Below are 25,306 nucleotides of genomic sequence, written 5' to 3'. Positions count from 1 at the left end.
CCCACGTCCGGCTTTCTGCTCACTTTCAATCCCATGCGCCTGCTGCTCGTCGAAGACCATACCGAACTGGCCGAATGGGTCCGCAGGACCCTGTGCCAGGCCGGCTACGTGGTCGACGTGCTCGAACGCGGCGACCACGCCGACCTTGCGCTGCGCACGCAGTCCTATGATCTGGTGATTCTCGATCTGTCGCTGCCCGGCATGGATGGGCTGGACGTGCTGCGCCGCCTGCGCGAGCGCCAGCAGGGCCCACCCACCCCCGTGCTGGTGCTGACGGCGCGTGGCGCCACCGAGGACCGCGTGTGCGGCCTCAACCTCGGTGCCGACGACTACCTGGCCAAGCCCTTCGATTTCGCCGAGCTGGAAGCCCGCATCAAGGCGCTGCTGCGTCGCAGCGGCAACCTCGTGCCGATGGTGCGCATCGGCCGGCTGAAGTTCGACACCACGGCCCGGCTGGCATGGGTCGACGGCAGGACGCTGGCGCTGACGCCGCGCGAACTGGCGGTACTGGAGGTCCTGCTGTCGCGCAGCGGCCGCCCGGTGGCGCGCGAGGCCCTGTTCGAGAAGGTGTTCGACTTCGATGCCGATGCCCGCGTCGAGGCCATCGAGATCTACATCTCCCGCCTGCGCAAGAAGCTCGAAGGCTCGGGCGTCGCCATCAGCACCTTGCGCGGACTCGGCTACCTGCTGACCGAGGCGGGCAAGGATTGAGGTCGCACGCCGAGCATCCGGCCCGTGGCAGTCTGCGCCGGCGCATCGCGCTGTGGCTGCTGCCGCCGCTGGCCGTGCTGCTGGGCATCAATGCGCTGCTGTCCTACCGCAGTGCGCTCGAAGGCGTCAACCGCGCTTACGACAGCGCACTCACTGCTTCGATCCGCGCCGTGGCCGAGCGCGTGCATTCGCTCGACGGCGAAATACAGCTCGACATTCCCTATGCCGCGTTCGAGGATGCCGCGCAGGAGCGCATCTACCACGCGGTGATCGACGCTGCCGGCACGGTGCTGACCGGCTACGGCGACCTGCTGCCGCCGCAGGAGTTGCCGGACATCGGCGAAGTCCGTATTTCCGATGCCGCCTATCGCGGCTATGCGGTGCGCCTGGCGGCGATGCGCAAGCGGCTCTACGACCCCGCGGTGCCGGTCGATGACCGGGTGACGATCCTGTTCGCGGAAACCACCGACACCCGCAATGCACTCGCCCGCGACCTGTTCCTGGACAGCATGCGTTTCCAGCTCGCGCTGATCCTGGTGGGCGGTATCGTCATGGTGCTGGCGCTGGATTCGGCCTTCCGTCCGCTGCTCGAACTGCGCGATACCATGCGCCGGCGCGATGCCGAGGATCTGATGCCGGTGGTGGCGGACAAGGTGCCGAGCGAAGTCGCGCCGCTGATCGACGCCATCAACCACCACATGGAACGGCTGTCGGCCATGCTCGTCGCCCGCCGCCGCTTCCTTGCCGATGCCGCGCACCAGATCCGCACCCCGCTCGCCGTTCTCGGCACCCAGACCGAATACGGCCTGCGGCTGTCCGACCCGGAAGAGATGCTGAACACCTTTGCCGGCCTGCACAGGAGCATCCGCAGCGCCCGGCGGCTGGTCAACCAGATGCTGACGATGTCGCGCGCAGAGTCCGACGACGGTTTCATCGGCGAGCGCACGACCGTCGATCTCGATGCGCTGGTGAAGGACGTGGCGATGGACCTGGTGCCGCTGGCCCTGACCAGGGGGATCGATCTCGCCTTCGAAGGGCTGGGCCGCAGCGTTCCGATCGAGGGCAACGGGCCGATGCTGCGCGAAATGGTGGCCAACCTGCTGGACAACGCGATCCGCTACAGCCCGGCCGAGAGCCAGGTCACGCTGGCGCTGGCCGCCTTCGACGGGCAGGCGATGATCAGCGTCTGCGACCAGGGGCCCGGCATTCCCGAGGCCGAGCGCGAGAACGTGTTCCATCGCTTCTATCGCATCCTCGGCCAGGGCAACAGCGAGGGCAGCGGCCTGGGGCTGTCGATCGTGCGCGAAATCTGCGATGCCCACGGCGGCCGCGTGAGCATGAAGGACGGCCCCGGCGGGCGTGGCCTGTGCGTCGAGGTCGAACTCGCCTGCAAGCCGGCGATGTCCACGGACGCCAGGCGATGAGCGGCGGTGGCCCGGCCGGGCATTCCGCCGGCGGGTGCGTTCAGCCGTGGTCGGCGTGGGCTACGTTGCGGGCGATGAGCTCGCGGATGATGTGCAGCTTGCCGTGGAAGAAATGGTCGGCGCCCGGCACCACGATCACCGGCAGCTCCTGCGGCCGCGCCCACTCGAGTACGTTGGCCAGAGCCACGGTTTCGTCGTTCTCGCCGTGGATCAGCAGCGTCGGAATGTTCTTCGGCACCGTCGGCGTCTGGTAGCGGCGGCCGCTGCCGGTGGTGTCGCCGGCGGCGGTGCCGACCAGGATCAGTTGCCGCGGCGGCGCGATGCCGTCGGCGAGGTGGTTGGCGACACGCACCTGCACGTAGCCGCCGAAGGAGAAGCCGCCCAGCGCCAGCGGCAGGCTGCCCCAGCGCGACTGCGCCCAGCTGATCACCGACAGCATGTCATCGGTCTCGCCGATGCCTTCGTCGTGCTTGCCTTCGCTTTGGCCCACGCCGCGGAAGTTCGGCCGGATCGCGGCGAAGCCGAGGTCGCGGTAGCAGCGCGCCAGGGTGTGCGCCACCTTGTTGGTGTTGGCGCCGCCGAACAGCGGGTGTGGGTGGCACACCAGAGCGATGCCGCGCACGGTTTCCGGCGCGTCGATCAGGACTTCGATGTGGCCTTCGGCGCCGCGCAGCAGCGCGGACTCGGTGGGCAGGGAGCGGCTCATGCTTCCTCCGGCAGGCGCAGGCGCTCGACGATGCGGCCATGCACCAGATGGTTGTCGATGATGTCGTCGATGTCTTCCTCGTCCACGAAGGTGTACCAGACATTGTCAGGGTAGACCACCAGCACCGGGCCGTCGTCGCAGCGGCCCAGGCAGCCGGCCTTGTTGATCCGCACGCTGCCCTTGCCGCGCAGGCCGAGCGAGGTGCAGCGGTCCTTGGCGTAGGCCTGCAGTTCGCTGGCGCGATGGTCGTTGCAACAGGTTTCGCCGCCGGCGCGCTGGTTGCAGCAGAAGAAGACGTGGTGCTTGAAATAGCTCATGGTGTCCGGTGGTTTCGCAAAGGGGCGCAGATCGGGGACGGGCCGGCGCGGGAGCGGGCCGGCCAAGCGGAAAGGCAGTGGCGATTATAGGCCCTGGCGCCGTTCGCCTGCCTTTGCGGTCAGATGTTCGCCGCGCCACAGGCCGAGCGCCGACAGGTAGGCCAGCGCCATGAAGGGCCACAGGCTGTCGACCCATTCGGTCAGGCCATGGAAGTTCAGCACGTTGCTCAGCTGGGCGAGCTGCCGGTTGTGGGCCAGGTAAGGGTTGTCGGGCATCAGGTTGACCAGGGCGGTGGCGCCCAGCAGCGCGGTGCCGGCCAGTGCGTGCTGGGCGAGGCGGGGCAGCAGCAAGGCGGCGGCCAGCAGCGCGCTGCCGATCGCCAGTCCCCGCTCGGCGCCCGGCGTCAGCCAGGCCAGCGGTGCGCCGGGCTCGAAGAAGGTGGCGGTGGCCAGGCTCTTGGCACCGATGCCCAGCGCCAGCAGCAGCACGATGGGCAGCGGGTTGCGTGCGCGCATCATGCAGCGCGCGAAGAGGCCGACGGCCAGGATCGAGGCTGCGGTCAGCGCGGTGTCGAAGGCGATGAAGCGCTCGGGGCTGAAGGGCAGCGGCGCGGTGATGTCGAGCAGCCTGCGCAGATTGCCGCTGGAAAACAGCAGGTCGGTGGCGCTGAGCTGGCTCAGCAGCCACAGGCCGAGCAGGACCAGGCCGGCTTCGCCGGTGCGGCCGCCGATGATCCAGGCCGTGCGCCAGCGATGGATGATGCCGCCGGGGCCGAACCAGTCCTGCCCCCAGCGTATCCCCAGCATCGCGCCGAGCAGGCCGCCCAGGGTGTTGGCGCCGACGTCGAGGTTGCTGGCGATGCGGCTGGGCAGCAGGTTCTGCAGGGTTTCCAGGCCCAGGCTCAGCAGCGCCGCCAGCAGGGTGATCCGTGCGACGCCGCGCCAGGGCGATCTGCCCGCCGGCAGCGCGGCGGCGGCGAGGAAGCCGAAGGGCAGGTAGCCGAGGATGTTGAACAGGAAGTCTTCGAGGATGAAGTAGCGCGGCCATGGCGCCCACAGATAGTCGAACAGCGGCAGCCCGCTGTCGCGCCAGCCCGTCAGCGGATACAGGCAGGCGTAGGCCATCAGCGCCGCATAGGCGATGGCGAGGTTGCGGGGCAGCGAGGCGGGGGACGTGTTCCGGTTCATGGCGTAGAGGGACGAGGAGCCTGCACATGCGGTGCCCCGATGTCCGAACCCCCGGGATTCTGCCAGTTCCCCGAGGGCTGCGGTCGATGCACTGCCGTGGTGCGCGATGTGCATTCCAGGTGCGCGGCCGCCGCCGCCAGCCGGCGAATCGGGCGGGCGCGGCCACGGTTTGCGGATGTGCATGGTTCTTGCTGTGAAGCAGGCTGTCGCTCAACCGTGTCCTGCGAGGCTCTCGTGTCCATCCACGTCAAGCTGAACCACATCACCCATTACCGCTACGACCGCCCGGTGGCGCTGTCGCCACAGGTCGTTCGCCTGCGCCCGGCGCCCCACTGCCGCACGCCGATCCACGCCTACTCGCTGAAAGTGGCGCCGGCGGAGCATTTCATCAACTGGCAGCAGGACCCGCAGTCCAATTACCTGGCGCGATTGGTCTTCCCGGAAAAGACCTCCGAGTTCCGCGTCGAGGTCGATCTGGTCGCCGAGATGTCGGTGATCAACCCTTTCGACTTCTTCCTCGAGCCCCACGCCGAGAAGATTCCGTTCAGCTACGAGGACGAGCAGCTCGTCGAGCTCGAGCCCTACCTGGTCAAGGCACCGGCCGACGTGCTGGGACCGAAGTTCCATGGCTATCTGGAGTCGATTCCGCGGGAGCCACTCCCCAGCGTCGATTTCCTGGTCGCGATCAACCAGCGCCTGCAGCAGGACATCCGCTATCTGGTGCGGCTCGAGCCCGGCGTGCAGACGCCGCAACAAACCCTGACGCTGGCGAGCGGCTCCTGCCGCGACTCGGCCTGGCTGCTGGTGCAGTTGCTGCGCCATCTGGGGCTGGCAGCGCGCTTCGTGTCGGGCTACCTGATCCAGCTCACGCCCGACGTGAAATCGCTCGACGGCCCGTCCGGCACCGAAGTCGATTTCACCGACCTGCACGCCTGGTGCGAAGTCTACCTGCCCGGCGCCGGCTGGGTCGGGCTGGACCCGACGTCCGGCCTGTTCGCCGGCGAAGGCCACATTCCGCTCGCCTGCTCGCCCGAACCGTCCTCGGCGGCGCCGATCACCGGCTTCACCGACGAGTGCGAATGCGAGTTCGAGCACCACATGAAGGTCGAGCGGGTGTGGGAAGCGCCGCGCGTCACCAAGCCCTACACCGAGGAACAGTGGGCGGCGATCGAGACGCTCGGCCACCGCATCGATGGCGATCTGGACGCCAACGACGTGCGCCTGACCCAGGGTGGCGAGCCGACCTTCGTGTCGCTCGACGACCGCGACGGCGCGGCCTGGAACGGCGATGCGCTCGACCCCTTCGAGCGCGATCCTCATTCCAGCCACGTCTCCAGGCCCAGCAAGCGCACGCTGGCCGAGAACCTGATGTTCCGCCTCAAGGACCACTACGCGCCGCAGGGCCTGCTGCATTTCGGCCAGGGCAAATGGTATCCGGGCGAGCAACTGCCGCGCTGGTCGCTGAACTGCTACTGGCGCAAGGACGGCGAGCCGCTGTGGCGCGACCCGGAGCTGTTCGCGCGCGAGCTCTCCGGCACCCGGGCGGACGAGGCGGTCGCGCGCGACTTTCTCGCCCGCGTCGCCGAACGCCTCGGCGTCGCCGGCAAGTGGATGATGCCGGCCTACGAGGACGCCTGGTACTACCTGTGGCGCGAGCGCAAGCTGCCGGCCAACGTCGATCCGCACGACTCGCGCGTCGACGACCCGCTTGAGCGCGCCCGCCTGACCAGGATCTTCGACCAGGGCCTGAAGGAAGTCATCGGCCACGTGCTGCCGATCGTGCGCAGCCACACCGGCCCGCGGTGCTGGCAGAGCGGGCCGTGGTTCCTGCGCGCCGAGCGCCTGTACCTGATCCCGGGCGATTCGCCGATCGGCTACCGCCTGCCGCTGGACTCCCAGCCCTGGGCCGGCGAGGGCGACTATCCGTGGGTCCATCAGACGGATCCCAACCAGGCTTTCCCGGCGCTGCCGGCGCACGCGGCACTGCGCCATCAGCTGCGTCCGGCGGGCGTGGCGGTCGGTGCCGACAGCGGCCTCGGCTTCGAGGCGCATTCCGGTGCCTGGACGCCCGGCCGTGCCGAGCATGGCGGCCAGCATGAGGTCGACGGCGAGGCGGCGAGCGCGTCGATGGCGCTGCCCGGTGCCGACACCGCGACGCTGGCCAGCCGCGACGAGCGCTACGACCCGGCGCGCCGGCCCGCTCCCTTCGAGTCCGCCGGCTGGATCACCCGCAGCGCGATATGCGCCGAGCCGCGCGGCGGCCTGCTGTACATCTTCATGCCGCCCACCACGGTGCTGGAGGATTATCTCGAAGTCGTCGCCGCGGTCGAGGCCACCGCCGAGGAATTCGCCTTGCCGGTCGTGCTCGAAGGCTACGAGCCGCCGTCCGACCCGCGCCTGTCGCACTTCCGCATCACCCCAGACCCCGGCGTGGTCGAGGTCAACATCCACCCGGCCGGCTCTTGGGACGAACTGGTCGAGCGCACCACCACGCTGTACGAGGAAGCCCACCAGTCGCGCCTGGCGACCGAGAAGTTCATGCTCGACGGCCGCCACACCGGCACCGGCGGCGGCAACCACTTCGTGCTCGGCGGCGCCACGCCGGGGGATTCGCCCTTCCTGCGCCGGCCCGACCTGCTGCGCAGCCTGGTCAGCTACTGGCACAACCACCCCAGCCTGTCCTACCTGTTTTCCGGCCTGTTCATCGGCCCCACTTCGCAGGCGCCGCGCGTCGACGAGGCGCGCCACGACTCGGTGCATGAGCTGGAAGTCGCCTTCCAGCAGTTCCCCGATCCCGGCGTGCAGGTGCCGCCCTGGCTGATCGACCGCCTGCTGCGCAACCTGCTGATCGATACCACCGGCAACACCCACCGCGCCGAGTTCTGCATCGACAAGCTCTACAGCCCGGACGGCCCCTCCGGCCGCCTCGGCCTGCTGGAACTGCGCGCCTTCGAGATGCCGCCGCATGCGCGCATGAGCCTGGCGCAGCAACTGCTGCTGCGCGCGCTGATCGCCCGCTTCTGGCAGCAGCCCTACGCGCCGGACCGCCTGCGGCGCTGGGGCACCGAGCTGCACGACCGCTTCCTGCTGCCGCACTGGGTGGCGGAGGACTTCCGCGACGTCATCGACGAGTTGCGCGAGTTTGGCTACCCGATGGAGTTCGGCTGGTTCGCGCCGCATTTCGAGTTCCGCTTCCCGAAATACGGCGAGTTCGCCGCGCGCGGCGTGCAGGTCGAATTGCGCATGGCGCTCGAACCCTGGAACGTGATGGGCGAGGAAGGCTCGGCCGGCGGTACGGTGCGCTACGTCGATTCCTCGGTGGAGCGCCTGCAGGTCAAGGTCAGCGGTCTCAACGACGACCGCCACGTGCTCACCTGCAACGGCCGCGCGATACCGCTGCAGCCCACCGGCATCGTCGGCGAGTTCGTCGCCGGCGTGCGCTACCGCGCCTGGCAGCCGCCGTCCTGCCTGCATCCGACCATCGGCGTGCATGCGCCGCTGGCGTTCGACCTGGTCGATGGCTGGATGCAGCGTTCGATGGGCGGCTGCATGTATCACGTCGCCCATCCGGGCGGGCGCAACTACGAGGTCTACCCGGTCAATCCCTACGAGGCCGAAGGCCGGCGCCTGGCGCGTTTCACCACCACCAGCCACACGCCTGGCCGCATCGTGCCTGCGTCGGCGCTGCGCAACGCCGACTTCCCTTTCACACTCGACCTGCGCCGCCAGGCCTGAGGACGCCATGCAGCTTCAGCCGCAGAGCCCGCCCGAACTGCTCGCCCATTACGCTGCGCGGCCGGACCGCTACGACGAACTGTGCCAGCGCATCGGCAGCGTGGTGGTGCTGCGGCCGCACTGGCGCGATTTCTTCCACCGGCTGGCGGCGATGCCGCCGGCCGAGACCGAAGCGCGGCGGACGGCGCTGCGCCGCCTGGTGCACGAGAACGGCATCACCTACAACGTGTATGCCGACCCGCGCGGCTTCGAGCGGCCGTGGGAGCTCGACCTGCTGCCCTACATCCTGCCGGCGGCGGAATGGGCGCAGATCGAGGCCGCGGTCATCCAGCGCGCCACGTTGTTCAACCTGATCCTCGCCGACCTCTACGGCGAGCAGAGCCTGCTGCAGCAAGGGCTGATCCCGCCCGCGCTGATCTACGGCCACAGCGGCTTCCTGCGGCCGCTGGTGGGCGCCAAGCAGCCGCGCGACCTGTTCCTGCACCTGTATGCGGTGGATCTGGCGCGCTCGCCCGACGGCCGCTGGTGGGTGGTGGCCGACCGCACCCAGGCGCCATCGGGCGCCGGCTATGCGCTGGAGAACCGCGGCGTGGTGGCGCGCGCCTTGCCGGAGCTTTATCGCGCGGCCGGCGCGCAGCCGCTGGCGCCCTTCTTCGAGGACTTCCGCGACAGCCTCGCCGCGCTGGCACCCCAGGGGGCGGGAGAAGACGAGGCGCCGCTGATCGTGGTGCTGACGCCCGGACCGTACAACGAGACTTACTTCGAGCACGCCTTCCTCTCCCGCGAGATGGGTTTTCCGCTGGTCGAAGGCCAGGACCTGACGGTGCGCGACGAACAGGTCTTCCTGCGCACGCTGGACGGCCTGCGCCGGGTGCATGTGATCCTGCGCCGGGTGGACGACATCTGGTGCGACCCGCTGGAACTGCGCGACGACTCGGCGCTCGGCGTGGCCGGGCTGGTGGCGACGGTGCGTGCCGGCGGCGTGACGGTGGCGAACGCGCTCGGCAGCGGCATCCTGGAAACCGGCGCGCTGCTCGGTTATCTGCCGCGGCTGGCCGAGCACCTGCTCGGGCAGAAGCTGAAGATGCCGTCGGTGGCGACCTGGTGGTGCGGCGAGGCCGCGGCCTGTGCCCATGCGCTGTCGCGACTGGACGAACTGGTGGTCAAGCCGGCCTACCCGGCGATGCACGGCGGGCCGGTGTTCTGCCGCGACCTGCCGCCGGCGGAGCTGGCGGCGCTGGCCGGGCACATCGCCGAGCGGCCTTTCGACTTCGTCGCGCAGGAAATGGTGAATATCTCGCAGGCGCCGGTGCTGGCCGACGAGAAGGAGGCGGCCGGGGAGGCGGCTGGAGAGGCCGCCGGCGGGCTGGTGGCGCGCAACATCGGCCTGCGGGTGTTCGTCGCCGCCTCGGCCGACGGCTTCCGCGTGATGCCGGGCGGCCTGGTGCGCGTCGCCCCTGAAACCGACATGCGCGTGGTGTCGATGCAGCACGGCGGCGGCAGCAAGGATGCCTGGGTGCTGGGCGGCGCCGCATCGACGGTGCGCCGGCCGGTGTCCGCCATGCCAGTCATCCCCGGCCAGCTCGCGCCGCGCGAGCTCGACATGCCGCTGCCCGGCCTGGCGAGCCGGGTCGCCGAGAACTTCTTCTGGCTCGGCCGCTACAGCGAGCGAGCCGACGGTTCGGCACGCCTGGGGCGGGAAACCCTGAGGCGGCTCGGCGGCCTGGTGGAGTTCGATCGCCCCGTGGCGAAGGCGCGCGACGATGACGCCGGGCCATGGGCGACGCCGACGCTGGTCGCGCTGGCCAGCCTGTGCGAGCGCTGCGGCCTGCGGCTGTCCGCCGGCGAAGAGGGGGCCCAGGAAGGGGCCGCCCGGGAGAGGGCCGCCAGGGGAGAGGCGGCGGCGCAGGATGGCGCTGTGCCGCCGCCCGAAGATGGCCCTCTTGCTGCGGAGTGCGGCATCGAGCGGCTGGCGGGCGCATTGTTCGACGAGCGCCAGAGCGGCAGCGTGGTGACCAGCCTGCGTGGCGTGCTGCGTTTGGCGGCCCAGTTGCGCGACCGGCTGTCGCCGGACAGCTGGCGCATCTACAAGCGCCTGGCCGAATTCGCCACGCCTGCGCCGGCCGCGCCAGGCCTGGGCGAAGCGATGCATCGCCTGGACGAGTCGCTGCTGTCGCTGGTGACGCTGTCGGGCTTCGTCATCGAGAGCATGCCGCGCGATGCCGGCTGGCGCTTCCTGTCCATCGGCCGCCGCATCGAGCGTCTGCAGTTCCTGACTTCGGCGCTGGCAGCGCTGCTGACGGTGCCGGAGCAGGGCGCGCTGGAGGCGCTGCTGGCCGTCACCGACGGCGAGATCCGCTATCGCAGCCGCAACGCGCGCGGACTTGCGCCACGGCCGGTCGCCGAACTGGTGATGTTCGACCCCGACAATCCGCGCGCGCTGCGCTACCAGATCGAGTCGCTGATCGAGCACGTCGCCCGCCTGCCGGACGGCAGCTTGCTCGGCGAGCCCTTGCAGGCGCTGCTGGCCGAACTGGATGCCGAGCGCGACAGCGACTGCTTCGACTGGCTGGCGCTCGATCCCCGCAAGCCAGTCGTGGCGGAGGCGCGGGAAACCATTGCTCTGCTGCTGCGGCGCATCTGGGACGTCGGCAATGCGCTGGCCGACGGCATTTCCCACCGCTATTTCACCCATCTGGATGCGCGCAGCCATGCAACCGCCTCGCGCTGAAAAGCCTTCCGCTTCCGCGCCGGCCGCTGCCGGGCCGTCGGAGCAGTGCTACGAGATCACCCACGACACCACCTACCGTTACGCCAGCCCGGTGCTGCTGTCGCAGCAGATCGCCCATCTGAGCCCGCGTGCGATGCCGCGCCAGCGCCTGTTCGCGCATCGCCTGGCGATTTCGCCCGAGCCGTCCACGCGCAGCGAGCGCCTGGACTTCTTCGGCAACCCGACGACGCGCTTCGGCCTGTATGTGCCGCACGAACGGCTGAGCGTGCAGGCGGTGAGCGTCGTCGGCGTGCAGACGCAGGACTGGCCCGAGCCGGCGCAGAGCCTGCCGTGGGAAGCCGCGCGCGACCATCTGCGCGATGCGCTGTCGGGCCACGCGCCCTTGCAGGTCGATGCGCGCGACGCCGGCCAGTACCGCTTCGCCTCGCCCTTCGTGCAGCTCGGCGAGGAAACCGCGACCTATGCTGCCTATGCCGCGCGCTGCTTCACGCCCGGCCGGCCGCTGCTGGAAGCGGCGCAGGCGCTGTCCTCGCTGATCCATGCCGAATTCCGCTTCGATCCGGCGGCCACCAGCGTCGCCACGCCGGTGGCCGAGGTCTTCGCCGAACGCCACGGCGTGTGCCAGGACTTTTCCCATCTGATGATCGCCTGCTTGCGCGCGCTGGGGCTGGCGGCGCGCTACCTGTCCGGCTACCTGCTCACCGAGCCGCCGCCGGGGCAGTCGCGGCTGATCGGCGCCGACGCTTCGCACGCCTGGGTCGCGGTGTGGTGCCCGGGCATCGGCTGGGTGGAGTTCGATCCCACCAACGCCGTGCAGCCGGCACAGGGCCACGTCACGCTGGCCTGGGGGCGCGACTACGGCGACGTCTGCCCGCTGCGCGGCGTGATCCTGGGCGGTGCCAGCCATGCCGTGGACGTCGCGGTGACGGTGATGCCGGTTCCGCTCCCGGCATCCGGCGAACGCCATGCACCAGCATGATGCATCGCATGCCAGGCTGGTGCGCACCAGTCGGAGGCGTGCCGGCCGATTGCGCCGATGTGCGGTATTCCGCGCGCGTCAGGACGCTTGGCACGCTTTCTGCTGTGGTAGCGCGCAAGGGAGCCCGACAATGATCGCAGACATCAAGATGACCGTAGCGAAACCCTATGACGAAATGCATGCCGCCGACGGCTCGGTGCGCGCGCATTATCGCAGCTATGCCGACTGGCTCGAACGGATGCCGCGCGAACGCATCGAGCGCAAGCGCGGCGAAGCCGACGTCGCCTTCCATCGCGTCGGCATCACCTTCAACGTCTATGGCGCCGACGGTGGCAAGGAGCGGCTGATTCCGTTCGACCTGCTGCCGCGCATCATTCCGGGCGACGAATGGACGGCACTCGAAGCCGGCCTGCGCCAGCGGGTGAGGGCGCTCAACGCCTTCCTGAGCGACGTCTATCACGATCAGGAAATCCTCCGCGCCGGCCGCATGCCGTCCGAACTGGTGCTGAACAACGCCCAGTTCCGCACCGAGATGAAGGGTGTGGACGTGCCTGGCGGGCTGTACGCGATGATCGCCGGCATCGACCTGGTGCGCGCGGCGGGCGCCGACGGCAAGGGCGAGTACTACGTGCTGGAGGACAACCTGCGCGTGCCCTCGGGCGTCAGCTACCTGATCGAAAACCGCAAGATGATGATGCGGCTGTTCCCCGACCTGTTCTCGCGCTACCGCGTGCAGCCGGTGGAGCACTATCCCGATCTGCTGCTGGAGACGCTGCGCGCGGTCGCGCCCGAGGGCGTGCTCGACCCCACCGCGGTGCTGCTGACGCCGGGCGCCTACAACAGCGCCTACTTCGAACACAGCTTCCTCGCCCAGCAGATGGGGGTCGAACTGGTCGAAGGCCAGGACCTGTTCGTCAAGGACGACACGGTGTATATGCGCACCACCCAGGGGCCGCGCCGGGTGGACGTGATCTACCGCCGGATCGACGACGATTTCCTCGATCCGCAGGTGTTCCGCGCCGACTCCATGCTCGGCGTGCCCGGCCTGATGTCGGCCTACCGCGCCGGCCGGGTGACGCTGGCCAATGCGGTCGGCACCGGCGTCGCCGACGACAAGTCGATCTACCCCTACGTGCCGGAGATGGTGCGCTTCTACCTGGGCGAGGAACCCATCCTCAACAACGTGCCCACCTACATGCTGCGTAGCGAGGAGGACCTCGCCTACACGCTCGCCCATCTGCCCGAGCTGGTGGTGAAGGAAGTCCATGGCGCCGGCGGCTACGGCATGCTGGTCGGGCCGGCGGCGACCAAGGCCGAGATCGAGCATTTCCGCCAGCTCATCATCGCCGCGCCGGAGAAATACATCGCCCAGCCGACGCTGTCGCTGTCGACCTGTCCGACTTTCGTCGAAGCCGGCATCGCGCCGCGCCACATCGACCTGCGCCCCTTCGTGCTGTCGGGCGGCAAGGAGATCCGCATGGTGCCCGGCGGCCTGACGCGGGTGGCGATGCAGGCCGGCTCGCTGGTGGTGAATTCCTCGCAGGGCGGCGGCACCAAGGATACCTGGGTGGTCGGCTGAGGCCGCTCACCTGCCTTCAGCCGCTTGTCCCCGTCCGTACCCCATATCCGATGAAACCGGGAGAACGATCATGCTGAGCCGTACCGCCGATCACCTCTACTGGATGGCGCGCTATACCGAACGTGCGGAGAACACCGTGCGCATGCTCGACGTTTCTTACCGGATGTCGCTGCTGCCGCGCAACAACGGCAGCAGCGACGACGGCTGGGGCGCGATCCTCGCCATCAGCGAACTGACCGACGCCTACGCCCGCAGCGGACGGCCGCTGACGGCGCGCGACGTCATCGAGTTCGTCGTGCTCGACCGCGACAACCTGTCGAGCGTGTGGAACTGCCTGCGCGCGGCGCGCGAGAATGCGCACGCGGTGCGCGGCACGCTGACCGCGGAAATGTGGGAAACCACCAACGCCACCTGGCTCGAAATCCGCGACATGACCCCGGAAAAGCTGCAGGTGACCGACCTCGGCGAGTTCTTCGAGTGGGTCAAGTTCCGCTCCCACCTGCTGCGCGGCGTCACCTTCGGCACCATGCTGCACGACGATGCCTTCCAGTTCGTGCGCCTGGGCACCTTCCTCGAACGCGCCGACAACACCGCGCGCCTGCTCGACGTGAAGTACCACAACCTGTTGCCGCAGACCGAGAGTCCGACCGGCACCACCGACTACTACCAGTGGGGCGCGCTGCTGCGCTCGGTGTCGGCCTTCGAGACCTACCGCCACGTCTACCGCGACGTCATCACCCCCTACAAGGTCGCCGAATTGCTGATCCTCAACCACGCCATGCCGCGTTCGCTGCATGCCTGCGTCGACGAGGTCAACGACATCCTCGGCGAGATCGCCAACCTGCACTCGGCCGAAGCCGCGCGCCAGGCCGGCGAGCTCCATGCCACGCTGCACTACGGCCGCATGGACGACATCTTCGACACCGGCCTGCATCCCTGGCTCGAGCGCTTCCTGGAGCGCATCAACCGGCTGGGCGACCGCATCGGCGACAACTTTCTCGTTCCGGTCGCCGCCTGAACGCTTCCTGGCGGCGCCCCCGGTTTGCTCGTGGGCCGGCGGCGCCGAACAATGACCCGACAGGACTGCCCGCATGACCTATTGCGTTGCGATGTGCCTCGACGAAGGACTCGTCTGTCTGTCCGATTCCCGCACCAACGCGGGCGTCGACCATATCAACACCTTCCGCAAGATGACCGTCTTCGAGCGTGCCGGCGACCGGGTGCTGGTGCTGATGAGCGCCGGCAACCTCGCCATCACCCAGGCGGTCATCAACATCCTGCGCGAGCACGCGGCGGTGCAGGACCGGCAGAGCCTGTGGAGCGCGCCGACCATGTTCGAATGCGCGCGCCTGGTGGGCGACACCATTCGCCGCGTGCATCAGCGCGATGCCGAGGCCTTGCAGCAGTTCGGCGTCGAATTCAACGCCTCCTTCATCCTCTGCGGCCAGATCGCCGACGAGCCGCCGCGGCTGTTCAGCATCTATGCCGCAGGCAACTTCATCGAGGCTTCCAGCGACACGCCCTACTTCCAGATCGGCGAATCCAAGTACGGCAAGCCGATCGTCGACCGGGTGGTCAATTGCCGCACCTCGCTCGACGAGGCGGCCAAGTGCGCGCTGATCTCGATGGACTCGACGATCCGCTCGAACCTGTCCGTCGGCCTGCCGCTGGACCTGCTGATCTACAGGCGCGACAGCCTGAAGGTGACGCGCCATGTCAGCATCGACGGCGACAACCCCTATTTCGACATGATCCACAACCAGTGGGGCGCCAATCTGCGCCGGGTGTTCGCCGAACTGCCCGATCCCGACTGGGCGACCTGGCCGCAGGAAGCCGTGCCGCGTCCGCGTGTGCGGGACATGGGCGAGACGGCCGTATGCGAAGCCGCCGGCAAGAAGGGATGACGCAGGATGGATGCAGTGGGACGAAAAAAGAAAAGGGCTGCGTGTGATCGCAGCCCTTTCCCGGGATGAGCATGGCGGAGTGGACGGGGCTCGAACCCGCGACCCCCGGCGTGACAGGCCGGTATTCTAACCAACTGAACTACCACTCCTGAATCGAGGCCCGCTCGAGCCCCGACCTTGAAACCGAAAGGGCCGGCAGAACGCCTGAGCCCATCTGTAACTGTTTGATCTGGCGGAGCTTCATGAAGCTCCGCGACATCAGTGCGGCGCATTATCCACGAATGCCCGAGGGCTGGCAACACTTGGCGGCAAGGCTTCCAGCTCATGCCGATCCGCGTTCGAAAGCATGGAAACTGTCCGATCAGCCCCGCTCACCGACCGGACATCCTTTGGTTATTGAATACAAGCTGGTATCAGGCGGCGAAGCGCTGGCAGCCGTCCCGCACCGTGCGCCCGAGCCGGGCCAGTTTCGTTTCCTTGGCGCGTGGCGTGCGGCTACCGGTTCGGAACTGGCCTCGGCGCCTGTGCCTGAAGAGGACTGCCGCCGGGGGCTGCGCCCGTGGCATTCAGCGGATCTGGAAATCGGATTCGTGCTTTGGCCTATTCATGTAGTAAGCTACATTTAAGCCAAGGATGAATTCCATGTTCGAACTCAAGGATCTGCCCAGCTACGACACCCTCGCGGCCTTCGGGGAAGCCTATGGCAACCCTGACGTCGATGGCCTGCACACCTGGCTGCTCTGGGCCTCTGCCACCAAGGAGATGTTGTCTGCCTTCGAGAGCAACCTCGCCCGCAATGGCGGCCTGTCGCAGTCGCAGTTCTTCGTGCTGATCCTGCTCAAGCGCAACCCCGCGGGCCTGAGCGTGGGCGCGCTGGCGCAGGGTGTGGGCGTCACTTCGCAGACCATGACGCGCATCATCGACCGCATGGAGGGCGAACGCTTGTGCCAGCGCGAACCCGATCCGCGCGACCGCCGCGCCTGGCTGCTGCGGTTGGCGGAGCGGGGCGATGCGCTGCTGGGCAAGGCCTTGCCCGCGCATTACGCGTGGGTGGCGAACCTGATGCGCCATTTCAGCGCGGAGGAGCGGCAACTGCTGAAGCATCTCATGGGCAGGCTGCATCAGGCAGGCGTGACGCAGTAGTTCCAGGACATCCGGACAGCTGGATAGGAAGCTTTCAAGACACAGGACACATCATTGCGGTAAATATGTAGTTGGCTGTATTTCAGTGTTCGAATGAGTGCCGCACCGAATACCTGTCGCCAACACGTACATGCCATCAGCAGAAATGCGCGGAACCGCGACGCCCCGGCCGTTCTTTGTGCCTTCACCAAGGAGATCAAGCATGACCGCAACTCATTCCACCGAATCCCCGGCGCCCGTCGGCAGGTCCGGGCTTGCCCGCAGTGCCTTCGTGTTCATCGAGTTCCAGAACGAATGGCTGGACGCAACCGGGCCGCTCAAGCGCATGATGCAGGACCGGGCCCTGTTCGACGCCGCCGTGGCAAATGCCGCAAGAATCATCGCGCGTGCCAGGGCCTTGAATGCCAACATCGTGCATGCGGGCCTGATGCTGACCGAAGACCCCGGCTACCTGGTTTTCGGCAAGGGCGATGGCAAGTCGGGCCTCAAGGGGGCCATACCTGCTGCCGGTACCTGGCGCGACGCCGAGCGCGTGCGCTTTCCGGAGCCTTTCGCACCCCGGCGTGGAGAGTTCGTCGTCGCGGGCCGTTCGGGGGCCAGCGTCATCACCAACTCCAACCTGGATCCCTACCTGCGCAACAACGGCATCGACCATCTGTACCTGCTCGGCTTCGCCCTGCATGTCTGTGTCGAATCGACGCTGCGCCACGCACACGATCTCGGCTATGAAGTCACCGTGATCAGCGATGCCGCCCCCGCATTCACTGCGCAGCAGCAGGCGCACGTCATCGGGCAGGTCGTGCATCACTTTGGCCGCAGCATGACGACGGAAGAATTGCTCGAAACCCTGGACCATGTTTGAACCTGGTTTCTACGTGACGGCCGAACTGCGGCCCATGCTGGTGCTGGCGCTTGTCGTGAGGCGCTATACTGGCGGGCGGAGATGGCATTCCTCCATTAACCGCCGCAGCGTGCGGCTGATGATGCCTACGATTGGCCGGGCAGGCCGCGTAGGTATGCGCTGCCTGTCCTCGATGACAAAAGAATGATGAGGACGATTCAGCAATGTGGAAACCCATCATCGCCATTGCCGTGGGCTCGGTGCTCGGCGGCCTCCTGCGCTGGGGCCTGGGTCTCAAGCTCAACAGCCTGTTTCCCGCCATGCCGCCCGGCACGCTGGCGGCCAATCTGATCGCGGGCTACCTGGTCGGCCTGGCCGTGGCCTTTTTCGCCCAGATGCCCAGCCTGTCGCCCGAATGGCGCCTGCTGGTCATCACCGGTTTCTGCGGTGGGCTGTCCACCTTCTCGACCTTCTCGGCCGAGATCGTTCATCTGTTGCAGCGGGGCCTGTACGCAGGGGCGATGGGCGCGGTCGCCATTCATGTCGCGGGGTCGGTGGTGATGACGCTCCTGGGCATCGCTACGGTGGCGTGGCTGCGGTCTTCGTGATGCGGCGTCATCCATTCGTGGAAGGTGTGCCGGCGGCGTCGGGCATTTGCCGCCTCGCCGCCAGCGCAAGTGCCACCACTGCGAGCACGAGCGGCACGAAGGACACCCACAGCACCGTGTTCCAGCCATAGGCCGGCAGCAGTCCGCCCGACGAGAACGAACCCAGCGCCATCAGGCCGAACACGATGAAGTCGTTGAACGACTGCACCCGCGTCTTCTCTTCTGGCCGGTGGCTCTCCAGCACCACCGCGTTCGCGCCGGCCAGTGCCTGCGCGATGGCAAGCCGCCAGATGTTGCCGCGCTGGGTTTTCTCAGGCAGCAGGTCGGGGGTGACGTCCATGGTGGCCGTGTGTTCGTCGGTCAGTGTTTCTGGGTCGTGCCGTGATGGGCCGCCTACGTGCCTTCCCGGCTGCCTTGCGGGCCGTCGAGTGCCAGCACGGCGAATCGCGCCAGCAGGCTGGCTGCTTCGGGTGTCGGATGGGCGGTGGCGCCGGATGCCGGGGTGAGCCGGTCGAGATAGCCTTGCATCGCGGCAGCGGAAAACTCGGGGTGGAATTGTACGCCCCAGGCGCATTTGCCGATGCGAAACGCCTGATGCGGCTCATGCGCATTGCGTGCCAGCCGGGTGGCGCCGGGCGGCAGCTCCAGCGCCGATTGCCGATGCACGAACTGGGCAGGGAAACTTTCGGGCAAGGCCGCGAACAAGGGGTCCTGCCGGGCGGCAGGTGTCAACTCCACGGCGTGGGTGCCGATCTCCAATCCCGCCGGATGGTCGCCGACCCGTCCGCCCAGCGCATGGGCGAGCAGCTGGTGGCCGTAGCAGATGCCGAGCACCGGCACCTCCGCATCCACGCAGCGCTTGAGCCATTGCCCCAGCCGCTCGCTCCAGGCGGCGCGCTCGCTCACCATCGCGTGCGAGCCGGTGACGACCACGCCCGCGATGTCCACCGGATTCGGCAGGGCCGGGCTGGTGCGTGCATCCAGGCAACGGTGCGGGGTGGATGGCCCCAATCCGGCGGCAATCCAGTCGCTGAAATCGCCTGCCGAATCTCGGGAATGGCGGATTTCGGGATGAGGTTCGCCGGTGACGGCGATGAGGATGGGCTTCTGCATGGAGCGTGGTTGTATTGGAGAAGGAATGGAATGCCTGCAAGTTTAGCGATCCGGCGGGCAGGCGGCGCTCCTCGGCGTTTGCTGGACGCATGCCAGTCTTCGTTGGCCGGCATCAGAAGTTCCAGACGAAGCTCTGGCCATTCCCGGTGAACATCACCGACCTCCGGGAGGCTTTGCAGGCCCAGTGCTGGATCGTCCGATCGAGGGATGGGCCGGGCTCGAAGAGGCTGTCCGGGTCGAATGCCACGGCGCAGCGCTCCGTCGGGGCACGCGCCGACTCGTAGCTCAGCCACTGTACCTCGCGTTCCCGGGCAGCGACGGCCACGGCGTGGGTAGCGCTGTAGTCGCCGCCATGTGTCCATGCGGCGCGCGCCTGCACCCAGGGCCTGGACATCAGGTCGATGGACAGTCCCTTGATGCTGGCCCGGAAGAAGCTGTGCTCGGTGAGCAACACTTCGTCCTGCAGGCCCGCGCTGTCGATGATGAACCGGTGCCGCCAATATGCGACCCCGGCGCATGCGCCGTAGATGTTCTCGGCGCCGTACCACTGGCCTTTCGACCTGGGGGCGCGGAAGCGGCTCGCGTGGGTGGGGTTGTAGCGGAACGGGGTGATCAACAGGTAATGCTTGGGGCGGGCCGTATGCGGTAGTGCCGGCTTGCTGCCTTCCAGTAGCGATTCCAGCAGGCCCTGTTCTTCCGGTGTATCCACCAGGCGCATCGTGGAAACCACATGTTGCGCTTCGACGCCGCGCCACGCATCCATGCTGTGCACGGAAATCGAGCCATCGAACCAGCTCGAGTCCCAGGCCGTCACGAGGGTGCCCGCATGCCGTCGAGGTAGTTCAGCGTGGCGACCAGCCCTTCGGCCTTCTGGACAAGCTTGCGGGGCTCTCCGCCGAGCGCATCATTGGGGCTGTTCATCCATGCGAGGCGCTTCCGGTCGTCCGTGCCCACCAGCGCATCCAGCGACCGGTAGACGCGCACCAGAAGCAGCGCCAACTCGCCTTCTTTCGATTCAGGATCGATGCGCTTGTCGCCTTTCAGGATGCGCGAGACGGTAGGCTCGCTGACGCCGATGGTACGTGCGATCGCCGCACCTGAAAGCCCCAGCAGATGGCCCGCTCTGGCCGTGGCCTTCGCCAGCACTTCACCGGGGTTGGCTTTGCTTGCTGCACCTTGCTTCATGGCGCTCCCCTGATGGGTGGAATTGTTTCCACGGAAATATTATCGATCGGGTGTCGAATATTTTCACGTAAAAACTGTGGCCAGTGTGCTTTGCGCGAGGAGTTTGCAGTGTTCAGAAACGAAAAAAGGAGCCGAAGCTCCTTTTTCCCTGCAGTCCACCGATCTCGTGCGTGGCTGCGCCGTTCTGGAGCGGGAAACGAGTCTCGAACTCGCGACCTCAACCTTGGCAAGGTTGCGCTCTACCAACTGAGCTATTCCCGCGTAAAACCTTGGCTGGCCAGGTACTGCAACCTGGTGCCCATGGGCAGGATCGAACTGCCGACCTCTCCCTTACCAAGGGAGTGCTCTACCACTGAGCCACATGGGCAGTTCCTGCCTGCTCCCGGACCGTTCAGGGCCGGGATTGAAAAAGCCGACCCTTTCGAATCGGCCTTTCATGCTGTCTGGTGGGGGCACAAGGACTCGAACCTTGGACCAATTGATTAAGAGTCAACTGCTCTACCAACTGAGCTATACCCCCGGTGCCTTGCGGCGGATCGGCGTTTCCGTCGATCAAGAGCCGCGAATTATAGAGAGGCTCGCCGTCCGGCGCAATATCCGCGCAGATATTTTTTACTCAGGCCAGGATGCGGCCCGCGCGCCGCCGCGTGCCGAGGCCTGCGATGCCGCCGAGCCCCTGCGCGCCGTGCGCATGGCAGATGGCGCAGGCGAGCGCGTCGGCGGCGTCGGGGCTGGGGCAGGCATCGAGCGCCAGCAGGCGCTGCACCATGTGCTGTACCTGCTCCTTGGCCGCCTTGCCGTAGCCGACCACCGACTGTTTGACCTGCAGCGCGGTGTATTCGGCCACCGGCAGTTCGCAGGAGACCGCGCCGCAGATCACCGCGCCGCGCGCCTGGCCCAGCAGCAGCGTGGACTGCGGGTTGACGTTGACGAAGACCTTCTCGACCGCGACGACGTCGGGCTGATAGGTGGCGATGACTTCGCGCACGCCGTCGAGCAGGGTCTTGAGGCGGCCGGGCAGTTCGCCGTCCTTGGTCCTGATGCAGCCGCTGGCGACGTAGCGCAGCTGGCTGCCGAGCTGGTCCACCAGGCCGAAGCCGGTGATGCGCAGTCCGGGGTCCAGCCCCAGGATGCGGGTGGCGACGCTGCGCGAGGCGGAAATGCCGCTCAAACCTGCACGGCGGTGCCGCTGACGCACACCATCAGCATGCCGTTGTCCGCGCCCAGCACTTCGTAGTCGACGTCGATGCCGATGACCGCGTTGGCGCCGAGCTTCTTCGCTTCGGCCTGCATCTCGTCCATCGCGATGCGGCGGGCGTCGGACAGCGTGCGCTCGTAGGCACCGGCGCGGCCGCCGACGACGTTGCGGATCGACGCGAACATGTCCTTGAAGATGTTCGCGCCGATGATGGCTTCGCCATTGACGACGCCGAGATACTGGCGCACCGGATGGCCGTCGAGCGAAGCGGTGGTGGTCATCAGCATGGTCGTGCTCCGTGATGTGCTTGGATTGGAGCGGCCATTCTACGGCAGCGCAAGCGCAGAAGGCCTCCAGGCCTTCTGCGCCTGTGTTTCAGGATGCGCTCCAGCTCAGTCGTCGAGCTTTTCGCGCAGCACCTGGCCGCTGACCGGGTCGATCTTGAGTTCGACGCGGCGGTTGGCGGGGTTGGTGGCGTCGGCTTCCCATACGCCGTCATCGAAGTCGAGATCGCGGATGGCGCGATAGCCGGCGGCTTCGAGCGCTGCGCGGACTTCGCTTGCCGTCAGCCGGGTGCCGCCCGCAGTGCTGTTGCTGGCAGTGTATTCGCCCACTTCGCTGAGCACTTCCAGCGTGACCGGGTGCAGCACGAGATCGACTTTTTCGCCGTTCAGCTTGCGTGCTTCGGCTTCCCAGAAGCCGTCGTCGAATTCGATGTCGCGAATGTTGCGGTAACCTGCGAGCTGCAGCGCATCCTTGGCCGCCTGGGCAGTGGGCAGGGTGGTGCCGAAGGCGTCACGGCTCACTGGCGTCACGGTATCGTTGGCGGGGTCGAGGATCACCGAGATGAGCTTGCCGTCCGGTGTCGTCGCAGAAGCCGTCCATAGGCCGTGGCGCAGCGCCAGTTCGTGCGTGGCGACGTAGCCGTCGGCCTCGATGCGGCTCAGCGCTTCGCCGGCATTGCTGGCGGCATGGGCTGTAGGCGCCAGCAATGCGGCAGTGAACAGGGCGGCGGCGAGGGGGCGGAAGAGAGTGGTTTTTGCGACGGGGAACATGACGGACTCCTTTGGGATGAAAATCGTGCAAGCCGCGCTGTATCGGCTTGGGTATCAATATGTCAAAGGTTTCTTAAATGCCGTCTGAAGCCTTCGTTCATGTTCCGTTTAAGGCGTGCACCCAAACATTCCGGTATGTGTGACAAACCGTGTCGACTCCTGCTGTGCCTGATGCTGGCGGCGATGTGTGGGATCCTGCCCGCGCGTGCGGCCGAGCAGGATGTGGTGCGCCAGGCGGTCGAGGCTGGACGCTATCGTCCGTTGACGGAAATCCTTGCCGAGGTGGCCAGGCGTTACGACGGCCGTGTGCTGGACGTCGAACTGGAGAAAGGCCGTGATGGCCGCGCGTACTACGAGATCAAGCTGATCGACGGTACGGGACGCAAGCTGGAACTGCATGCCGATGCGGTCAGCGGTGCCGTGGTCCAGGCCGAAGCGCCTGCCGTCGATGAGGCCTTGCCGCCGGTGGGCGAGGTTTTGCGCAAGGTGCTGGCGCGCTGGCCCGGCATGGTGCTCGACGTCGAGATGGAGCGCGACACGCATGGCAGGCTGGTCTACGAAGTGAAGCTGCGCATGCCCGATGAGCGCATGCGCGAACTGACCGTGGATGCGCGCAGCGGCGAGGTGCTCGGCGACGATGCACAGCATGGCGCGGCCCTGCATCGCCTGATGGACATGCCTTCGGTGCTCGATCTGCTGCAGGCCCGCTACCCCGGCCACGTGCTCGAGGCCGAGCTGGAGCACGACCGCAACGGACGCTACTTCTACGAGGTCGAGATCCGCCTGCACAGCGGCCGGGTCGTCGAGCTCGAGGTCGATGCCGAGGATGGCCGCGTGCTGCGCGTGGAGGAGGCCGACTGATGCGGGTGCTGATCGTAGAGGACGATGCGGCGCTGGCGGAAAGGCTGGCCGCGCTGCTGGGTGAAGCCGGCCTGGTGGCGGAAACCGTCGGCGACGGCCGCGAGGCGGCCTATCTCGGTTGCACCGAAGACTACGATGCGGCGGTGCTCGATCTCGGTCTGCCGCAACTGGATGGTATTTCGGTGCTGCGCCACTGGCGCGAGGCGGGGAGGGTGTTTCCGGTGCTGATCCTCACCGGGCGAGGGCGCTGGAGCGACAAGCTGGCGGGCTTCGGTGCCGGTGCCGACGACTACCTGACCAAGCCCTTCCAGCACGAGGAAGTGGTGTTGCGCATCAAGGCGCTGCTGCGCCGTGCGGGCGGGCATGCCGACCCCGTGCTGCAGGCGGGCGATTTGAGCTACGACACCTTCGCCGGCCGTTTCAGCCTGCATGGCGAGCCCCTGGCGCTGACCGCGCAGGAGCATCGCATCCTCGCCTACCTGATGCACCGCAAGGGCGCAGTGGTGAGCCGCGCCGAGATCGGCGAGCACGTTTATGCGCGCGACCTCGAGCCGGATTCCAACACCGTGGACGTGCTGGTCGGACGCATCCGGCGCAAGCTGCCGCCGGGCTTGCTCGTCACCGAGCGTGGGCTGGGTTTCCGCCTCGTCTCGGAGCCGGAGTTCCGTGACTGAGGCGCGGCGATGGGCCGGGTTCGGCCTGGCGCTGCGCCTGGGCGTGCTCGGCATGCTGGCGGCGGTGCTGGTGGCGGGGGCCGGCGGATGGGTTCTGCGCGGGATGGTGCACGACACCGTGGTGCGCGGTTTCATGCAAAGCCTGGAAGCGCGTGCCGAGCGGATCGAGAGCCGCCTGAGGATCTTGCCGGGCGGCGGCGTGGGTGAAGAACGCTCGCGCGCGGCGGACGTGTTCGAGCAGATTTTTTCCGGCTGGTACTGGCAATTGCGCAGGCGGGGGGGCGAGGCTGTCGTCCTGCGTTCCCGCTCCCAGTGGGACGCCGGCGTGCTGCACGGGCAGGCCGTGCCATCCGGTGCGCTGGAGGCCGAGGGGCCGAGGGGCGAGCGCCTGCTCGGGTTGGTGCGCACGCTTGAACTGGGCGGTCAGGTTTTCGTGCTGGAGGTATATGGGCCGCAGGAGCCGGTGGTGCGCGATCTGATGCGCTTCGATCGCGGCCTGGCAGTGGCGGTGCTGGCCTTGATGCTGGGCTGGATGGCCGCCACCTGGGTGCAGGTGCGCATCGGCCTGCGGCCCTTGCGGCGCCTGCGCCAGCGCGTGGCCGAAGTGGAGATCGGCGGCGGCATGATCGGGCGCGGTTATGGCGCCGATCTCGACCCCTTGGCCGAGGAACTGGACGACATGCTGTTGCGCAACAGCCGGCTGGTGATGCGGGCGCGGGCCCATGCCGCGGACTTGAGCCATGCACTGAAGAAGCCGCTGACCCTGCTGGGGGCTGAAGCAGGCGGCTCCGCCACGGTGAGCAGCAAGATGGTGCGTCGCCAGGTCGACAGCATGTCGGCGCTGATCGACCGCCATCTGGTTCGTGCCGCCAGCGCGGCGGCGGCCGAGGGTGTGCAGGGCAAGCTGGAGGTGGCGGGTGTGCTGGTGCCGCTGGTGAAGCTGATGCAGACCCTGCACCAGGACAGGATGCTGGACTGGCAAGTGGACGTCGCCAATGGCCTGGCCTGGCGTGGCGACCGTGCCGACATCGAGGAAATGCTCGGCAATCTGCTCGACAACGCCGGAAAATGGGCGGCGAGCCGAGTGAGGCTGAATGCCTGGCGCGAGGCGCCGAAGGGCGGTGGTGCGGGGACGCTCGTCATCACGGTGGAGGACGACGGCCCCGGCCTGGACGAGGAGCAGATCGGCCGGGCGGCCCGCCGGGGGCAGCGCTTCGACGAAGCGGTGGAAGGCAGCGGGCTGGGGCTGGCCATCGCCGCCGACATTGCCGCGACCTACGATGGCGCGCTTGCGCTCGAACGCAGTGCAGCGCTGGGGGGCTTGCAGGCCAGCCTGCGCCTGCCGGTCTGAGGC

Annotated in this window: 25 protein-coding genes, 4 tRNA genes and 1 riboswitch; of the genes, 15 read left to right on the top strand and 14 right to left on the bottom strand. The window is 67.7% G+C overall.

Translation table 11 applies throughout. The annotated features are described in order from the left end of the window. The first annotated feature begins 33 nt into the window (after positions 1 to 33). The gene (locus tag TBU01S_RS06480; RefSeq protein WP_068635818.1) at positions 34 to 711 is read left to right on the top strand and encodes a response regulator; all 678 of its coding nucleotides are present in this window, start codon (positions 34 to 36) and stop codon (positions 709 to 711) included. Beyond that, the gene (locus TBU01S_RS06475) at positions 708 to 2,135 is read left to right on the top strand and encodes a sensor histidine kinase (RefSeq protein ID WP_068635817.1); all 1,428 of its coding nucleotides are present in this window, start codon (positions 708 to 710) and stop codon (positions 2,133 to 2,135) included. The genes TBU01S_RS06480 and TBU01S_RS06475 overlap by 4 nt, the downstream gene beginning before the upstream one ends. Before the next feature lie 40 nt (positions 2,136 to 2,175). Here TBU01S_RS06475 and TBU01S_RS06470 read toward each other — a convergent pair whose 3' ends face one another. The 3 genes from TBU01S_RS06470 to TBU01S_RS06460 form a co-directional block, all read right to left on the bottom strand. After that, the gene (locus tag TBU01S_RS06470; protein WP_068635816.1) at positions 2,176 to 2,841 is read right to left on the bottom strand and encodes an alpha/beta hydrolase; all 666 of its coding nucleotides are present in this window, start codon (positions 2,839 to 2,841) and stop codon (positions 2,176 to 2,178) included. Further along, positions 2,838 to 3,158 (bottom strand): (2Fe-2S) ferredoxin domain-containing protein, encoded by a 321-nt coding sequence (locus TBU01S_RS06465; protein ID WP_068635815.1) that lies wholly within the window; start codon positions 3,156 to 3,158, stop codon positions 2,838 to 2,840. The genes TBU01S_RS06470 and TBU01S_RS06465 overlap by 4 nt, the downstream gene beginning before the upstream one ends. Positions 3,159 to 3,242: 84 nt before the next feature. Continuing rightward, on the bottom strand, positions 3,243 to 4,346 hold the full coding sequence (locus tag TBU01S_RS06460) for a VanZ family protein (RefSeq protein ID WP_068635814.1): 1,104 nt from the start codon (positions 4,344 to 4,346) through the stop codon (positions 3,243 to 3,245). Between the two features lie 234 nt (positions 4,347 to 4,580). Here TBU01S_RS06460 and TBU01S_RS06455 point away from each other — a divergent pair, with 234 nt between their 5' ends. The 6 genes from TBU01S_RS06455 to TBU01S_RS06430 all read left to right on the top strand — a co-directional run bounded on the left by TBU01S_RS06455 (position 4,581) and on the right by TBU01S_RS06430 (position 15,274). Beyond that, the gene (locus TBU01S_RS06455) at positions 4,581 to 8,081 is read left to right on the top strand and encodes a transglutaminase family protein (RefSeq protein WP_068635813.1); all 3,501 of its coding nucleotides are present in this window, start codon (positions 4,581 to 4,583) and stop codon (positions 8,079 to 8,081) included. 7 nt (positions 8,082 to 8,088) lie between these two features. Further along, positions 8,089 to 10,812, top strand: a complete 2,724-nt coding sequence (locus TBU01S_RS06450; RefSeq protein ID WP_068635812.1) for a circularly permuted type 2 ATP-grasp protein — start codon at positions 8,089 to 8,091, stop codon at positions 10,810 to 10,812. Continuing rightward, complete coding sequence (locus TBU01S_RS06445; RefSeq protein ID WP_083953497.1) at positions 10,793 to 11,791, top strand: transglutaminase family protein; 999 nt, start codon at positions 10,793 to 10,795, stop codon at positions 11,789 to 11,791. Before TBU01S_RS06450 ends, TBU01S_RS06445 begins: the two co-directional genes overlap by 20 nt. Positions 11,792 to 11,939: 148 nt before the next feature. After that, positions 11,940 to 13,370 (top strand): circularly permuted type 2 ATP-grasp protein, encoded by a 1,431-nt coding sequence (locus TBU01S_RS06440; protein WP_068635861.1) that lies wholly within the window; start codon positions 11,940 to 11,942, stop codon positions 13,368 to 13,370. Between the two features lie 70 nt (positions 13,371 to 13,440). Next, positions 13,441 to 14,388 (top strand): alpha-E domain-containing protein, encoded by a 948-nt coding sequence (locus TBU01S_RS06435; protein WP_068635811.1) that lies wholly within the window; start codon positions 13,441 to 13,443, stop codon positions 14,386 to 14,388. A 73-nt stretch (positions 14,389 to 14,461) separates the two neighbouring features. After that, positions 14,462 to 15,274, top strand: a complete 813-nt coding sequence (locus tag TBU01S_RS06430) for a proteasome-type protease (RefSeq protein WP_068635810.1) — start codon at positions 14,462 to 14,464, stop codon at positions 15,272 to 15,274. Positions 15,275 to 15,346: 72 nt separating this feature from the next. Here the strand turns inward: TBU01S_RS06430 and TBU01S_RS06425 are convergent. Next, positions 15,347 to 15,423: transfer RNA gene (locus TBU01S_RS06425), tRNA-Asp, on the bottom strand. Positions 15,424 to 15,516: 93 nt separating this feature from the next. On the opposite strand from TBU01S_RS06425, the gene TBU01S_RS23795 reads away from it, so the two are divergent. The 4 genes from TBU01S_RS23795 (at position 15,517) to crcB (ending at position 17,866) form a co-directional block, all read left to right on the top strand. Then, positions 15,517 to 15,900: a hypothetical protein gene (locus tag TBU01S_RS23795; RefSeq protein WP_157659109.1), complete on the top strand. Its 384-nt coding sequence runs from the start codon at positions 15,517 to 15,519 to the stop codon at positions 15,898 to 15,900. Positions 15,901 to 15,916: 16 nt separating this feature from the next. Beyond that, positions 15,917 to 16,417: a MarR family winged helix-turn-helix transcriptional regulator gene (locus TBU01S_RS06420; protein WP_068635809.1), complete on the top strand. Its 501-nt coding sequence runs from the start codon at positions 15,917 to 15,919 to the stop codon at positions 16,415 to 16,417. Positions 16,418 to 16,619: 202 nt separating this feature from the next. Further along, the gene (locus TBU01S_RS06415) at positions 16,620 to 17,279 is read left to right on the top strand and encodes a cysteine hydrolase family protein (protein WP_068635808.1); all 660 of its coding nucleotides are present in this window, start codon (positions 16,620 to 16,622) and stop codon (positions 17,277 to 17,279) included. Positions 17,280 to 17,347: 68 nt separating this feature from the next. After that, positions 17,348 to 17,414: riboswitch (Fluoride riboswitch) on the top strand. Between the two features lie 68 nt (positions 17,415 to 17,482). Then, on the top strand, positions 17,483 to 17,866 hold the full coding sequence (gene crcB / locus TBU01S_RS06410; RefSeq protein ID WP_068635807.1) for a fluoride efflux transporter CrcB: 384 nt from the start codon (positions 17,483 to 17,485) through the stop codon (positions 17,864 to 17,866). A gap of 7 nt (positions 17,867 to 17,873) precedes the next feature. On the opposite strand, the gene TBU01S_RS06405 is transcribed toward crcB, so the two are convergent. From TBU01S_RS06405 to TBU01S_RS06360, 10 genes are all read right to left on the bottom strand, one after another. Further along, positions 17,874 to 18,206 (bottom strand): hypothetical protein, encoded by a 333-nt coding sequence (locus TBU01S_RS06405; protein WP_068635806.1) that lies wholly within the window; start codon positions 18,204 to 18,206, stop codon positions 17,874 to 17,876. 53 nt (positions 18,207 to 18,259) lie between these two features. Continuing rightward, complete coding sequence (locus tag TBU01S_RS06400) at positions 18,260 to 18,979, bottom strand: glutamine amidotransferase (protein ID WP_068635805.1); 720 nt, start codon at positions 18,977 to 18,979, stop codon at positions 18,260 to 18,262. A 112-nt stretch (positions 18,980 to 19,091) separates the two neighbouring features. Next, the gene (locus TBU01S_RS06395) at positions 19,092 to 19,793 is read right to left on the bottom strand and encodes an RES family NAD+ phosphorylase (protein WP_217999577.1); all 702 of its coding nucleotides are present in this window, start codon (positions 19,791 to 19,793) and stop codon (positions 19,092 to 19,094) included. Further along, a complete protein-coding gene (locus tag TBU01S_RS06390; RefSeq protein WP_068635804.1) occupies positions 19,790 to 20,164 on the bottom strand; it encodes an antitoxin Xre-like helix-turn-helix domain-containing protein in 375 nt (124 codons plus the stop codon). The genes TBU01S_RS06395 and TBU01S_RS06390 overlap by 4 nt, the downstream gene beginning before the upstream one ends. A 185-nt stretch (positions 20,165 to 20,349) precedes the next feature. Then, positions 20,350 to 20,425 (bottom strand) — tRNA-Gly (locus tag TBU01S_RS06385). 31 nt (positions 20,426 to 20,456) lie between these two features. Continuing rightward, positions 20,457 to 20,531: transfer RNA gene (locus tag TBU01S_RS06380), tRNA-Thr, on the bottom strand. A 77-nt stretch (positions 20,532 to 20,608) separates the two neighbouring features. Continuing rightward, positions 20,609 to 20,684, bottom strand: a tRNA-Lys gene (locus tag TBU01S_RS06375). A 96-nt stretch (positions 20,685 to 20,780) separates the two neighbouring features. Then, positions 20,781 to 21,335 carry a crossover junction endodeoxyribonuclease RuvC gene (gene ruvC, locus TBU01S_RS06370; protein ID WP_068635803.1) on the bottom strand — a complete coding sequence of 185 codons (555 nt, stop codon included), beginning with the start codon at positions 21,333 to 21,335 and terminating at the stop codon, positions 20,781 to 20,783. Beyond that, positions 21,332 to 21,649 (bottom strand): heavy metal-binding domain-containing protein, encoded by a 318-nt coding sequence (locus tag TBU01S_RS06365; RefSeq protein WP_068635802.1) that lies wholly within the window; start codon positions 21,647 to 21,649, stop codon positions 21,332 to 21,334. Before TBU01S_RS06365 ends, ruvC begins: the two co-directional genes overlap by 4 nt. Positions 21,650 to 21,754: 105 nt before the next feature. Beyond that, positions 21,755 to 22,417: a PepSY domain-containing protein gene (locus TBU01S_RS06360; protein WP_068635801.1), complete on the bottom strand. Its 663-nt coding sequence runs from the start codon at positions 22,415 to 22,417 to the stop codon at positions 21,755 to 21,757. A gap of 135 nt (positions 22,418 to 22,552) precedes the next feature. On the opposite strand from TBU01S_RS06360, the gene TBU01S_RS23790 reads away from it, so the two are divergent. From TBU01S_RS23790 to TBU01S_RS06345, 3 genes are read left to right on the top strand one after another with little or no spacing between them, the layout of a single operon-like run. Then, the gene (locus TBU01S_RS23790) at positions 22,553 to 23,278 is read left to right on the top strand and encodes a PepSY domain-containing protein (RefSeq protein ID WP_169802955.1); all 726 of its coding nucleotides are present in this window, start codon (positions 22,553 to 22,555) and stop codon (positions 23,276 to 23,278) included. After that, on the top strand, positions 23,278 to 23,952 hold the full coding sequence (locus TBU01S_RS06350; RefSeq protein WP_068635799.1) for a response regulator transcription factor: 675 nt from the start codon (positions 23,278 to 23,280) through the stop codon (positions 23,950 to 23,952). Before TBU01S_RS23790 ends, TBU01S_RS06350 begins: the two co-directional genes overlap by 1 nt. After that, positions 23,945 to 25,303: a sensor histidine kinase gene (locus TBU01S_RS06345; protein WP_068635798.1), complete on the top strand. Its 1,359-nt coding sequence runs from the start codon at positions 23,945 to 23,947 to the stop codon at positions 25,301 to 25,303. Before TBU01S_RS06350 ends, TBU01S_RS06345 begins: the two co-directional genes overlap by 8 nt. Positions 25,304 to 25,306 lie beyond the last annotated feature (3 nt).

This window comes from Thauera butanivorans NBRC 103042, assembly GCF_001591165.1.
Lineage (GTDB): Bacteria > Pseudomonadota > Gammaproteobacteria > Burkholderiales > Rhodocyclaceae > Thauera > Thauera butanivorans.
The sequence above is the reverse complement of the archived record's forward strand: the minus strand, read 5'-3'. Positions and strand labels throughout refer to the sequence as shown.